This is a genomic window from Candidatus Krumholzibacteriia bacterium, from assembly GCA_035268685.1.
Lineage (GTDB): Bacteria > Krumholzibacteriota > Krumholzibacteriia > JAJRXK01 > JAJRXK01 > JAJRXK01.
This window is the reverse complement of the sequence record DATFKK010000050.1, coordinates 1-13869: the sequence shown is the minus strand read 5'-3', so window position 1 is coordinate 13869 and position 13869 is coordinate 1. Positions and strand designations below refer to the sequence as shown.

At 69.0% G+C, this 13869-nt stretch carries 10 protein-coding genes; 5 read left to right on the top strand and 5 right to left on the bottom strand.

Annotated features, from left to right (window positions below; all coding sequences use genetic code 11):
- Positions 1-3 precede the first annotated feature (3 nt).
- Positions 4-510, bottom strand: coding sequence for a Fur family transcriptional regulator (locus tag VKA86_05510; GenBank protein HKK70655.1), 507 nt, complete (start codon positions 508-510; stop codon positions 4-6).
- A gap of 155 nt (positions 511-665) precedes the next feature.
- A complete protein-coding gene (guaA, locus tag VKA86_05505; GenBank protein HKK70654.1) occupies positions 666-2486 on the bottom strand; it encodes a glutamine-hydrolyzing GMP synthase in 1821 nt (606 codons plus the stop codon).
- 158 nt (positions 2487-2644) lie between these two features.
- On the opposite strand from guaA, the gene VKA86_05500 reads away from it, so the two are divergent.
- Positions 2645-3355 carry a TVP38/TMEM64 family protein gene (locus VKA86_05500; GenBank protein HKK70653.1) on the top strand — a complete coding sequence of 237 codons (711 nt, stop codon included), beginning with the start codon at positions 2645-2647 and terminating at the stop codon, positions 3353-3355.
- A gap of 33 nt (positions 3356-3388) precedes the next feature.
- Here VKA86_05500 and VKA86_05495 read toward each other — a convergent pair whose 3' ends face one another.
- On the bottom strand, positions 3389-5101 hold the full coding sequence (locus VKA86_05495) for a FlgD immunoglobulin-like domain containing protein (GenBank protein HKK70652.1): 1713 nt from the start codon (positions 5099-5101) through the stop codon (positions 3389-3391).
- Between the two features lie 225 nt (positions 5102-5326).
- Between VKA86_05495 and VKA86_05490 the strand changes: the two genes are divergently transcribed.
- Complete coding sequence (locus tag VKA86_05490; GenBank protein ID HKK70651.1) at positions 5327-5932, top strand: HPF/RaiA family ribosome-associated protein; 606 nt, start codon at positions 5327-5329, stop codon at positions 5930-5932.
- A gap of 93 nt (positions 5933-6025) precedes the next feature.
- Complete coding sequence (locus VKA86_05485) at positions 6026-8272, top strand: alpha-amylase family glycosyl hydrolase (GenBank protein HKK70650.1); 2247 nt, start codon at positions 6026-6028, stop codon at positions 8270-8272.
- Between the two features lie 13 nt (positions 8273-8285).
- Here VKA86_05485 and VKA86_05480 read toward each other — a convergent pair whose 3' ends face one another.
- Both VKA86_05480 and VKA86_05475 read right to left on the bottom strand, forming a co-directional pair.
- The gene (locus tag VKA86_05480) at positions 8286-9182 is read right to left on the bottom strand and encodes a sugar phosphate isomerase/epimerase family protein (protein ID HKK70649.1); all 897 of its coding nucleotides are present in this window, start codon (positions 9180-9182) and stop codon (positions 8286-8288) included.
- On the bottom strand, positions 9179-10573 hold the full coding sequence (locus VKA86_05475) for a hypothetical protein (protein ID HKK70648.1): 1395 nt from the start codon (positions 10571-10573) through the stop codon (positions 9179-9181). Before VKA86_05475 ends, VKA86_05480 begins: the two co-directional genes overlap by 4 nt.
- Before the next feature lie 201 nt (positions 10574-10774).
- Between VKA86_05475 and VKA86_05470 the strand changes: the two genes are divergently transcribed.
- Positions 10775-13456 (top strand): cation-transporting P-type ATPase, encoded by a 2682-nt coding sequence (locus VKA86_05470; protein HKK70647.1) that lies wholly within the window; start codon positions 10775-10777, stop codon positions 13454-13456.
- 95 nt (positions 13457-13551) lie between these two features.
- Positions 13552-13869: glyceraldehyde 3-phosphate dehydrogenase NAD-binding domain-containing protein (locus VKA86_05465; protein HKK70646.1), on the top strand; the 318-nt coding region annotated here is incomplete at its 3' end.

The following is a 13869-nucleotide window of genomic DNA, read 5'->3' as shown; positions in this document are numbered from 1 at the left end:
GATTCAGGACTCCTTGGAGATACCGGGGTCTCCCGGGTGGTTGGTTTCACCGGGGCGGCCGGATCCGCCCACCCCGACAGCGGTGTGCTCCTGACACTCGGAGCACAGGACTTCGTACTCGATGTTCACGGCGACCAATGCGACCCCCTCGGGCAGCATCGGCGCTTCCTGCGGCCGGAGACCGCTCCGGGCGACGTCGTAGACGGCCCCGCAGTGCCGGCAGACGGCGTGATCGTGATCCTGCAGCGTGCCGTCGACACGGAGTCGACCTTCGGGCGTGTGCACGCGCCGGAGCAGACCGCGGTCGATGAAGCTCTCGAGCGTGGAGTAGACCGTCGACAGCGACAGGCTGGGATGCGTGGTCCGGAGGGACTCGTAGACCATTTCGGCGGTGGGATGCCGCCGATCCTCCTGCAGATGGTCCAGGATCGCGACGCGGGACGCCGTGGCGCGCAGCCCGGCCTCGCGGATGCGGTCGATCTGCGGTTGCTGGTCGTCCAACCTTTTCATAATCGCTCCGATCTAGGAATGATTACTATACAAGTTGCGGGCAGGTCGCAAGGCGGAATCCACCATGATCCCGTCGTCGCCCTCGACTCTAAGCAGTCCGACGCCACATTGCTGTGATTCGTTGGTACCAATCAAGTGGAGGCAGGTGGGCCCCTCTACTCCCACTCGATGGTTCCCGGCGGCTTCGAGGTCAGGTCCAGCGTCAGGCTGCCCACACCGGGTAGGTCGAGGATCGATTCGCGGAGTTCGGCCACGAGCCCGGCCGGCAGGGTGACCGGCGCGGCGGTCATGGCGCGCTGGGAACGAACCGGGCGCAGCACGACCATCTCGCCCGCGCGTCCCTCCCAGGCCAAGGGCACGAGCACCGTCGGGCACTGCCAGACCTCGTCGTACAGGCCGTGTCGCTCGAGACCCCGCATGACCAGGGCGTCGGCCTCGCGCAGGGTGTCGAGGCGGTCGCGGCTCATGAATCCCGGAACCGGGGCGACCGAGGCCGGATGCCCCCCGCCCAGATTCCACACGCAGCGGTTCACGTGCGGAACCTCGGCACAGATCGCCTTCACGACTGCCCCGGCCGTGGCGTCGTCGACGTCGCCCGTGATCAGGGCCGGGTGCTCGTAGGCGCGCAGGTCGGCCTTCACGCCGACCGAACGGATCGGCAGAACGACGGCCTGCACACCGAAGCGCGCGGCGACTTCCGGGAGCTTCGCGCGGATCTGATCGAAGTGATGGTCGTCGGGGCGGCCGTCGCTGCACAGCAGGCGCACGCCCAGACCGGGCCCGGGGAAGGGATGCCGCCACAGCGCCGCGTGCGGAATGCCCAGCTTCTCGCCCAGCTCGCGGACCTCGACCTTGTACAGCTCCTTCAAGGGCTCCACCACCCGTCCGGCGGCGATCATCTCCTCGATCACCGGCACGCGGTTGTGGTGGGTCTTGATCACGTCGGCGCGTTTGGTGCCCCCGGTCTCGATCGTGTCGGGATAGATGGTGCCCTGTCCGAGCAGGTGGTCCTCGACCCCAAGCTCGCGCGCCTTGTCCTCGAAGACCCGGACGAAGGTCTCGCCGATGATGGCGCGCTTGCGCTCGGGATCGGTCACGCCCGCGAGCGCGTCCAGGAAGGTGGCGTTGGCATCGACGAAGTGCAGGTGTTCGTCCAGGCCGAGTTCGCGGAACAGATCGAGGACCTGCCGGCTCTCGTCCTTGCGCATGAGTCCGTTGTCCACGTGCAGCAGGTTCACGCGCTCCGGTCCCAGCGCCTCGCCCAGGAGGGCGGCAGCGACCGTCGAGTCGACGCCGCCACTGGCCAGCAGGAAGACCGACCGGTCCCCCACCTGTTCCTTCAGTCGCTCGATCTCCTCGGCGAGGAAGGCGTCCATGTCCCAGGTGGGCCGGCAGCCGCAGATCTCGAAGACGAAGTTGGCGATCATGCGATCGCCGTGCTCGGTGTCGTCGACCTCGGCGTGGAACTGGAAGCCGTAGCGGCGCAGGTCGTCGTTGCCGATGGCGGCGTAGCGGTGGTCGGTGGCCCCGTGCGCACCGGTGGTGTAGCCGAGCTCGCGGAACCCGGGCCCCAATCCGGTGACCGAGTCGTTGTGACTCATCCACACCGTCTCGACCGGTCCCAGCCCGGCGAAGAGCGGATGCTCACCGGTGAGGTGGAGATCGCTGTGCCCCCACTCCTTGCCGCCGTTCACGATGCTGCCGCCGTAGTACTTGGCGATCTCCTGGTGGCCGAAACAGAAGCCCAGGATCGGCTGCTCCAGATCGAACAGACGCTTCTCGTAGCCGGAGTCCTCGTCTTGCGACGACAGCGCCGGGCTGCCCGACAGGATCACGCCCTTGACGCCCGCGTAGGCCTCGATCGGGTCCTCGGGCTGGCGGATCTCGGCCAGGACGCCCTGGCGGCGCACCTTGGCCGCGATCAGGTGGGCGTACTGCCCGCCGAAGTCGACGACGGCGATCAGGTCGTGCTGCATGGGGGACTCCCCGGACGGCTGGAGCGGTGGGAACCGAGAATGTAGCGCGATCGGGCCACGGGGGACAGAGCCGGATCGGGGCCGGGATCCAGGCCTCCCCGATGGTCGGCGAGGGCGGCCGGGGCTTTCCTGGCGTCTCCGTCCCGAAGGAGTCGACCGTGGCGCGAGCCGACCGCCGGAGCCGATCCGTCCTCGTCCTGAGTGCGCTCATGGTGGCGAGCGTCGGTGGGGCCTATCTCACGATCCCCGGCTTCCACGACTTCGTCGACGAGATGCTGAGTGTGCTGACCAGCGAAGATCCCGATCGGGCCCGGCGATGGGTCGAGCCCTTCGGCTGGCGCGGCCCCGTGTTGATCGTGTGCCTGATGACCGCACAGATGTTCCTGATCGTCGTCCCCTCGTGGCTGCTGATGGTCCTCGCGGTGCTGGTGTACGGAGAGGTCCTCGGCTCGCTGATCTCGCTCGTCGCGGTGGTGACCGCATCGTCGGTGGGCTACGGCGTCGGCGCGGTGATCGGCCGGCATTCGGTGCGGCGCCTGCTCGGTCCCCGGACCGAAGCGCGCGTCCGGTACGAGGCCTGCCGCTACGGCGTGTGGGCCGTGGTGATCGCCCGCCTGTCGCCGCTGTTCTCGAACGATGCGATCAGTTTCGTCGGTGGCCTGCTGCGCATGGGGTACAAGCGCTTCCTCACGGCGACGGTGGCCGGGATCCTCCCGCTGATCGTGCTCATCGCCGCCTTCGGCCGCAACGCACAGACCATGCGCACCGGTCTGGTGTGGATCTCCGCCGCCAGCCTGCTCGGGCTGGTCGCGAAGATCGTGCACGACCACCGACGCGGCGACGTGGAGCCCTGCGAGGACCGAGGGTGACCGGACCGGAGCGGCCACCCCTCGTCCCGCGGCTCAGCGGACCAGCGTCAGCTTGACCACCCGCGTGGCGTCGGGCGTGCTCAGCCGCGCGTGGTAGGTGCCCGAGGCCGCTGCGCGTCCGGCGTCGTCGACACCGCGCCACACCACCTCGTGCCGACCGTGGTCGAGCACGTCGTCCACCAGCGTGCGAACTCGACGCCCCGCGGTGTCGTACACGTCCAGTCGGACCGGCGTGCCGTCGACCGGCAGCTCGAACGACAGTTCGGTCGCCGGGTTGAAGGGATTGGGCACCGGCGCGTGCAGCACCAACGAACGCAACGGCACCGGCGCGTCGGTCGTCGTGGTCGGCGCCGCCGCCTCGCACTCGTTGCCCGCGTCGTCCACCACCGCCAGTCGGTAGGTGTCCCCCCACGTACCCGTGTCGTCGTACCACGACGTCGCCGTCGTCTCGCACACCAGCTCCTGTGCCTTCGCCGCGCGCGTCCGGTACAGGCGGAACACCAGGAAGTCCGGAGCCGTGCTCGGTGCCCAGCTCAGGCCCACGCCGTCGGTCGTGTACGACACGGCGAAGCCCGAAGTCGGTTCGGGAACGAGATCGTCGACCGAGTAGCCGCTGTCCGGTGCGGACTGGAAGTACACCAGCGGGTCGTCGGTCATCGCCCGCAGCAGGAAGCTCGACCACCAGATGCCGGCCGACGTGGAATCACCCAGCGTGGGCACGACGCACTGATAGAAGTCGTCGCCGGCGGCGGGAACGCTGGCCACGTAGTCCCAGCCGGCGAGCTTGGCCCCGCTGTCCTCGCGACGGTAGACGTCGTAGGAGAGGATCGTGGGCGCGGTCGGACCGTCGTACTCCGAACGCAGCCACTCCAGGCGTACCTGACGGCCCTGGTCGTTGCCGACGTCGGTCACCGACAGCAGGCGCGGAGCCTCGGAGTACTCGACCTGGACGTCGAGGTCGTCGTAGCGGACCCAGTCGTCCGTCTCCTGGACCGGATCCCCCCACTCGCCCGCGTAGATCACCCCCTGGATCTTCTCCAGGCGTTGGCCGCGCAGGTACTCCCCTTCGTACCAGGAGCGCGGCGGCCGGTATCCCGCGATGTCCTGGGTCTCGCCGTTCACGGTGATCGACACGTACTCGTCACCGGCGTGGTCGATCACCAGTTCCACGCGGTGCCACGTGTCCCAGGCCAGGTCCTGGCCGACGGTCAGGGGAACCGGAAGTCCCCCCGAGCCCACGGGCGAATGGAAGATCTGGACGTCGAGGCCGGTGACGTCGCGGGGGGCCTGATGGCCCGACACCAAACGGACGCCACCGATGAGAAAGCCCGGGTGCGGTCCGCCGACGGCTTCGACGTCGGCGCGGTAGCGGTTCTGGGTCGTGACGGCGCTCGAGCGGCAGAAGACGTCGAAGGACAATCGCACGATCGCCACCTGCGTCAGGTCCACCCACTCGTCGAATTCGCGGTAGCCGTAGGTCTGCACGCCGGAGGCGCTCGTGATCGGAGCGTAGAGTTCGAGGCAACGGCCGGGGTCACCGCCACTGCCGAGGATCTGGGCGGTCGCATCGCCGCTCAGCGACCGGTACCACCAGTCCTGATCGGCCGCGCCGGGGTGGCCAGTGAGATCCCCGACGGTGCAGTCCTCGAAATCGGTGGAATAGACGACGGCCGCCGCCGTCGCCGGAACGACCGCACCGAGGATCCAGACGATCGTCAGCGATGCGGTCAGGGCGCGATGAGCCATGACTTCCCTCCCAGGAATCATTTGTCCAGGCCGAGAGGGACCCACGGCGGGGATTCTAGCCCGGAACCGCATCCGTGTCCCATCGTACAGCGGCACCACTTCTGTCCGGCCCGGGGAGAGCGTTGGGGACGCTCCCCATCTCGTCGTGATCGCACGCGGCTAGAGTATCGGGACGACACACGTCGACCCGTGAACGGGATCCGACCCGACCCAGGAGGTGGAACCGTGCAGGTCCCACTCGAACTGACCTTCCGCGGCGTGAAGAAGACCGAGGCCCTCGACGACCTCGTACGCGACAAGGTCGAGAAGCTGCACCGCGTGTGCGACTACCTCACCAGTTGCCGCGTCGCGGTGGAACGGCCGCAGGGCAACCCGTCGACCGGGAGTTCCTACCGCGTGCGGGTGGCGGTGCAGGTTCCCCGCGGCCACGAACTGGTCGCCGTCCGCGAGCCGAGCCAGGGCACGGTGAACGACACCCTCGAGACGGTGATACATCGCACCTTCGACGCCATGCGAAGCCAGTTGGAGCAACTCGTGGCGAAGCAGCGCCGCGACGTGAAGGCGCACCCCTCGCAGGACATGGTCGGCATCGTCGACCAGTTGTTCCCCGACGAGGATCACGGCTTCCTCAAGACGCCGGAAGGCGAAAGCGTCTACTTCCATCGCAACGCGGTCGTGAACGAGGACCTCGAGGATCTCGTGGTGGGAACCGGCGTGCGCTACGTCGAGGAGATGGGCGAGCAGGGACCCCAGGCGAGCACCGTGCAGGTGGTCGCCCGTGTCGGTGGCCCCGGTCGCGAGGAACTCCGGGAGGATGCCGGGGAGCAGTGACGCGGGCGCCGGTTTGTCCGGCCCCGGACCTGGTGTTAGACTGAACCGTCGAACGCGCATCCCGCGCGGACACCCCCGTGGAAGGCGAATCCCGTGTCCGGAGCCGTGGCTCGTTTCTCGGCGTTCCTCTGCCTGCTCACCGCCGTCGTCGTGCCCACGGCGGCGCACGCGGTGTCGATCGACTTCCGCGTGCGCATGTCCCACCAGATCGAACTCGGGAACTTCGATCCCACCACCGAGTTCGTCGATCTCGCCGGACCCTTCAACGGCTGGGGTACCGAAGAGCTGATCGTCCTGTCGGACGCCGACGGAGACTCGATCCACGAGGTCACCGTCGACGGCTTCACCCCGGGCGAGACCATCGAGTTCAAGTTCCGCCTGAACGGCGAGTGGGACGGCCGCGAGGAGTTCCCGGGCGGCGGACCCAACCGTCGCTACACGGTCCGGTCGAGCGACGACGAGATCCTCGTGTGGTACGGCGACCGCGCGCCCGACGCCGGCGTGGGCGAGCTGTCGTGGTGGAACGACACGGTCTTCTACGAGATCTTCGTGCGCAGCTTCCACGACAGCGACGGCGACGGCATCGGAGACTTCCAGGGCCTGACCGACAAGCTCGACTACCTGAACGACGGCGACCCGAGCACCGACGACGACCTGGGCGTGACGGGGATCTGGCTGATGCCGATCCACGAGTCGCCGACCTATCACGGCTACGACACGATCGACTACCGCTCGATCAACCCGGACTACGGCACGCTCGACGACTTCCGCACCTTCCTCGACGCCGCCCACGCCCGCGGGATCCGCGTGATCATCGACTACGTCATGAACCACGCGTCGACACAGCACCCGTGGTTCGTCGCCGCACGGCAGGGGAACCCGACCTACCGCGACCATTTCGTGTGGTCGCCGACGGATCCCGGCCAGACCGGACCGTGGGGTCAGCCGGTGTGGCATCGCGATGCCTCGGGGTACTACTACTACGGGCTGTTCTGGAGCGGCATGCCCGACCTCAACTACGACGAGCCGGCGGTGCGCACCGCGATGTTCGACACGGCCGCGTGGTGGCTCGACACGATCGGCATCGACGGCTTCCGGCTCGACGCGGTCCTGTACATCGACGAGAACGACGGGCAGCTGCAGAACACGCCGGAGACCTTCGACTTCTGGCGCGACTTCAACCTGCACGTGAAGTCGGTGGATCCCGAGGCGATGTCCGTGGGCGAGGCCTGGACCAACTCCTCCACCGTACGCCAGTACGTGATCGAGGACCGCCTGGACTTCTGCTTCGAGTTCGAGCTGGCCAGCGCCATGCTCGGAGCGGTGAACAGCGGCGACGCGCAGGGCCTGGCCTACAAGGCGGACCAGGTCTACGGACTCTACCCCTACCTGCAGTACGCCACCTTCCTCACCAACCACGACCAGGACCGTGTGATGAACGTGGTCGGCGAGGACGTCGACCGCATGAAGGTGGCCGCGGGCATCTACCTCACGCAGCCCGGGGTGCCCTTCCTCTACTACGGCGAGGAAGTGGGCATGCTCGGCACCAAGCCCGATCCCGAGATCCGGCGTCCGATGCAGTGGACCGGCGGTCCGAACGCCGGCTTCACCACCGGCGTTCCTTGGAACGAGATCGGCCCGAACGCCGCGGACTTCAACGTCGCCGACCTGCGGCAGGCCCCGAATTCGCTGTGGAGCTGGTACCGCGACCTCGTGGGCGTGCGCAACGCCACGCCGGCCCTGCGGCGTGGAGAGTACCTGCCGCTCGCCACGGGGGATCCGGCGGTGCTGGCCTACCTGCGCCGCTACGAGGCGCAGACGGTGCTCTGCGTGATCAACGTGGGCGACACCGCACGCAGTGGAGTCACGCTGGACGGCACCAGCGACCGGTGGGCGGCCGGAGACGTGGCCCTGCGCGATCTCCTGGGCACCGGTCCGGACGTCGACACGGTCATCGACGCGTCCTTCGACCTGGCCGGCCTCGACCTCGACGCCCACGACGTGCGGATCTACGAGGTCACGCGAGCCACGGGTGTGGACGAGCCGACCGGCGATCCCGAGACGGGCTTCCACCTGCGGCCCCTGCGCCCCAATCCCTTCGACGGCTCGACGACGATCCGCTACACGCTGAGCGAGACGACGCAGGTGCGGTTGGCCGTGTACGACCTCGCCGGGCGCGAGGTCGCCCGCCTGCACGAAGGATCGGTCGTGGCCGGAACCCACACGGTGCACTGGTCCGGCCGCGACGACCGCCGACGTCGTCTGGGCAGTGGCGTGTACTTCGTGCGGCTGCAGGCCGACGGCCGCAGTCGGGTCCAGAAGGCGATCCTGAGCCGCTGATCGCACCCGCCGATCAGGCCTTCTCCTCGATGTCCATGCTCTGCAGCGGACCCTGGCCGGTCGTGCCGAAGAGCGCGACCCGACGCGACAGGTCGCGCAGGAACCACCGGGCGTGGCGAGCACGCGCGAGCATCTCGTCGGGTTCGAGGTCGAGGTCGCCGGACAGCTCGAGCACCAGCCCGCCCGCGAAGCGGATCCTCCGCAGCTCGCCCACCAGACGCAACCAGTCGATCTCGCCCTCGCCCGGCGGCAGGTGGTCGTCGTAGTCGCCGCGGTTGTCGTGGACGTGCAGCATGCGGAGGTGCCCGGCGAACTTGCGCACGATCTCGGTGATGTCGCGCGCGAGGTGCGCGTGGCCGGTGTCGAGGCACACGCCGACCTCGACCCGCCGGATGTCGCCCAGGATCCACAGCATGTCGCTGGCGTTGCCGAACAACAGGTGCGGCAACATGTTCTCGAGACAGAAGCCGATCCCGAGCTGCGCGCAGCGCTGCGACACCACGTCGAGCACCGAGGCCGCGTTCCGCAGACGGTGCAGGCGTTCCTCGGCCGGGGGCTCCTCGGACATCTCCGGCCCGGGGTGGATCACGAAGTACCGCACGTTCAGCTGCGCGGCCGCCTCGGCCGATCGCAGGATCTCCTCACGCGAGTAGGCTCGCCGCTCGTCGTCGAGCGACGTGATGTCGATGTCCCGTCCGTAGGGCGCGTGGAAGGAGTAGGCCTCCAGATCCAGGTCGCGGAGTCTGCGCACCAGGGACTCGAGCGCGTCGCGGTCGTGGTAGTCGAAGTGCTTCTCGGCGGAACAGATCTCCAGCATGGAGAATCCACCGTGGTAGATGGGCTCGAGGACGTCGAAGATGCTCCGGTCGTAGAAGCAGCCCGTCGACAGACCCACCGGCCAGTCGCTCATGTCCATCTCCTCTCCAGCGCGCGCCGTCGCCAGTCGGTGAGGTCGCAATCCCCGAAGGGCCGCGCGCACAGGCCCTTCTCCTTCTCCGACTGGCAGTTGTAGTCGACGAGTTCGTCGTTGCCGACGGCGATCCAGCTCGCGAAGAGCCGGGTGTAGAAGTCGGCACGAGTCGCGGCGTCGTAGTAGTACCAGCGGCCGCCCCATCCGTGGTCGCGCTCGTACTTCGAGCGGATCAGTCCGGCCACGTCGCGGGGATGCCAGCCGTCGGCCCACAGGGTGGCCACCAGGCGACGGATCCCCGCCGGTTGCAGAAGAACGTCGTTCGGCCTCCGGACCGATTCGGCCACACAGGGTGGCAATCGGTCGAGGTCCAGCGTGTCGTAGGTCTCGGCCCAGCGCTCCGGCGCCTCGGGCTGGTGGTCGTAGTACCAGTCGTGGAACCGGGCCAGCGGTGAGTCGCGGTAGTCCTCGATCAGTCGACGGGTTCCGTCGGATCCGTCGGGAATGCGGGCCGACACCCGCCGCGCCAGGTCCCGGGCCCGCTCGGGATCCCGCATGACGTCGATCGCCGCCCGCGTGTCGAACTCGTGCTGGGGTACGGCGAAGAGCAGGGGCAGTTCGGCGTGTTGATCGGGCGAGAACAACCCCGGCTTCAGCCAGGGCTTGAGGTAGGCCGAGAACGGCAGGCGGATCATGCGCGTGTGCACCGGATCGCCGTACTCGGAGAGATCGATCGACAGCCCTTCGCGTCCCCGCTCTCCGGGACCCACCCGGACGTCGGTCAACTCGACGGGGATCTCGCACTTCGGCGCCGCCTTCTCCACGAAGCGATGCGAAAGACGCTCCATGACCAGCCCCAGCCCGGCGTGACCCCGGCACGCCTCCACCGGGAGTTGGTCCCCCCGCGGCGAGCGGATCGTCGCATTCGTCAGGGCCATGTGGCGCGGCATCCGGCCCACGGCGACGAGCGAGGAGGCCGCCGGCGTGCCGTACGGGATGCGCCACACGAAGTGGTGTCCGCGGCCGGTGAGCAGGTGCAGAGCGGAGACGCCGTAGTCGGCCAGCACCTCTTCGATGGCATCCACCAGGGGCTGCTGGATCCGGAACGCGCGCTGCGGGTCCTTGATGGCCTCACCGGGATAGTCGTAGTTCACGTACTCGATGTCGAGGTGCGCGATCAGCCCCTCGTGGTCCCACAGCGACCGGCCGACCTCCCATCCCGCCTCGAGGAACGCGTCGAGCCGCTCCGACCCGTGCCGGTGCACGCCGCCGTCGGCGCTGTCGCAACGGCACAGGTACGCGCAGGTCGCCTCGCCGTCGGAGGGACCACCCAGGAACTCCCGCATGCGCCGGCGCACATGGGGATCGCCGTAGTACGAACGCAGGTCCACGGTCTCGGTCCGTTTCGGCCCGGAGACGGGCCGGTCTGGGGTGGAGTCCCAGGATGGCCCCGCGACACCGGGAAGTCCGAGGGGGGATCTCCCGAGGAGCCGGTCCGGAGGCGACACCCGGGCCCGTCGTGCGACGACCCGCCCTCGGGTCGGGCGCTCCCCGGTCGCGGTCGGGTGCGGTGCCTGCGACCGTCCTGTCCCATGGACACCACCGCCGAGCGCACCGCCGCCCCTCCCTGGCAGAGGGACGTCGACGACGTCCTCGCGTCCTTCGACGTCGACTCCGAGCAGGGGCTCGACGCGCGTGCCGTCGAGGAACGCCGTCGGGAGCACGGCCCGAACCAGCTGCACGACGTCGAGCACGAGAGCACCCTCGGGATCCTCGTCCGTCAGTTCCGCAGCCTGATCATGCTCGTGCTGTTCGCCGCCGTCGTCCTGTCGGCCGCGTTCGGCAACGCCATCGACGCGGCGGCCATCGCCGTGGCCATGCTGATCAACGCCGGCATCGGCTTCCTCACCGAGCTGCGGGCGTTGCGTTCGATGGAAGCGCTGCAGGAACTCGACCGTCGTTTCGCCACCGTGCTGCGCGAGGGCGACCAGAACGAGATCGAGGCCGAGGACCTGGTCCCCGGCGACGTCGTGCTGGTCGAGGCCGGCGACGTGGTCACCGCCGACATCCGGCTGGTCGAGGCGAACAACCTGCAGGTCGACGAGTCCGCGCTCACCGGCGAATCGGTCCCCGTGGGCAAGCACCGCGATGCGGTCGAGCCCGAGACCCCGCTGTCCGAACGCAGCTGCATGCTCTACAAGGGCACCGCGATCACGCAGGGATCCGGGCGCGGCGTGGCCGTGGCCACCGGCATGCAGACCGAGATCGGCGGCGTGACCTCGCTGGTGAAGGAGGCCGAGAGCGAAGAGGACCCCTTGAGCCAGCGTCTGGACGCGCTGGCCTCGCGCCTGGTCCAGGGCATCGTGGCCGTGGTGGTGATCGCCGGCGGCGCCGGGCTGCTCGCCGGCAAGGAACTGGTGTTCATGATCGAGACCGCGGTCGCCCTCTTCGTGGCCGCCGTCCCCGAGGGTCTGCCGATCGTGGCCACCCTGGCCCTGGCCCGCGGCATGCATCGCATGGCCGAGCGCCACGCCCTGGTGCGCCGCCTGTCAGCCGTGCAGACGCTGGGCTCGACCAACGTGCTGCTCACCGACAAGACGGGCACGCTCACTGAGAACCTGATGACCGCCACCGACCTGCGCCTCGACGACCGCCACGTCGAGATCGGCGGAACCGGTCTGTCGACCCGCGGGGAGTTCCGCGTCGACGGCGACGAGATCGAACCCGACGACGACCGGCTGCGCGAGGCCCTGCGCGTGGGCACGCTGTGCACGAATGCCAGCCTGGGCGACGACGGCGAGGCGACGGGCGATCCGACCGAGGTCGCCCTTCTCGTCCTCGGCGCCAAGGCCGGCCTCACCCGGGACGACCTGCTCGCCGAGAACGAAGAGGTCCGCGAGCACGCCTTCGATCCGTCGATCAAGATGATGGCGACCGTCCACCGCGCCGGCGAGGCTCACTTCGCGGCCGTCAAGGGCGCCCCCGAGGCGGTGCTCGAGGTGTGCTCCCGCGTGGTGACCGCCGAGGGTTCCCGCGAACTCGACGACGAGGCGCGCGAGTGGTGGCGCGACGAGAACCACCGCCTGGCCTCGCAGGGCCGCCGCGTCCTGGCCCTGGCCCGGCGCGATCTCGACGATCCCGACACCGACGACGTGTACCGCGATCTCGATCTGATCGGACTGGTCGGACTGCTCGACCCCGTGCGCGACGAGGTGCGGGCACCGATCGAGACCGCCCGCCACGCCGGGATCCGCGTGGTGATGATCACCGGCGATCAGCAGGAGACGGCTGTCGCCGTGGCCCGCGACCTCGAGCTGCTCGAGGACGAGCGCGAGGACGTGGCCGGTAGCGAGATCCTCGGTCCCGACGACGCCGACGACTCCACCCGCGAGCGCCTGCTCGACGCCACGGTCTTCCACCGCGCCTCGCCCGAGCAGAAGCTCGACCTGATCGCCCTGCACCAGTCGGCGGGATCGGTCGTCGGCATGACCGGCGACGGCGTGAACGACGCTCCGGCCCTCGAGAAGGCCGACATCGGAATCGCCATGGGAGAGCGCGGTGAACCCGTCGCCGCCGATGCCGCCGACATCATCCTCGAGGACGACCGCCTCGACACGGTGGCCATGGCCATCGAACAGGGCCGGATCATCTTCGACAACGTCCGCAACTTCGTGGTGTACATGATCTCGGGGAACATCGGAGAGATCCTCATGGTGCTCCTGGCCGCGCTGGTCGGCGCGCCGCTGCCCCTGCTTCCCCTGCAGATCCTCTACATCAACGCGGTCAACGACATCTTCCCCGCCCTGGCCCTCGGCGTGGGCCCCGGCGGCGGCCACGAGATGGACGGCCCACCCCGCGCTCCGGGCGAGCCGATCCTCACCCGCCGGCACTGGATCTCGCTGGCGGTGCTCGGCGCCGTGGTCGGGCTCCCCGTGCTCGGCGGCTTCGCCTTCTGCCTGACCGTGCTCGACATGCCGCCCGCCGAGGCCACCACCGTCAGCTTCCTGGCCGTGGCCTTCGCGCGGCTGTGGCACGTGTTCAACATGCGCGAGGCCGACTCCGATCTCTGGCGCAACCGCGTGACCACCAACCGCTGGGTGTGGGGTGCGCTCGTGCTGTGCGTGGGGCTGCTCCTGGCCGCCGCCCACGTGCCCGTGCTGGCCCGGGTGCTCGACGTCGTCCCGCCCGACCCGTCGACCTGGGGGCTGATCCTGGGCATCAGCCTGGTGCCCCTGCTGCTCGGACAGGTCCTGAAGGCGCTGCGCTGGGTCTGATGGGGCAGACCCCCGCCCCCACGAGCGGAATCGACCCGAACGCCCGGCGCGTCCCGTCGGGTCTAGCCTCCAACCCCACCAGGAAAGGAGTCGTCATGAGCGAGACACGTGTGGGAATCAATGGTTTCGGACGCATCGGCCGCGCCGCCTTCCGTCAGGCCCTCGACCGCGACGACGTCACGGTGGTGGCGATCAACGACCTCGTCGGTGCCGACGACCTGGCCTACCTGTTGCGCTACGACACCGTCTACGGGCGTCTGGGCTCGGACGTCGCTCTCGAGGACGGACAGCTCCGCGTGGGCGATCTACGCGTGGCGGTGAGTTCGGAGAAGGACCCGTCGTCGATCCGCTGGTCCGACCACGACGTCGACGTGGTCGTCGAGGCCACCGGCGCCTTCCGTGCGCGCGAGAAG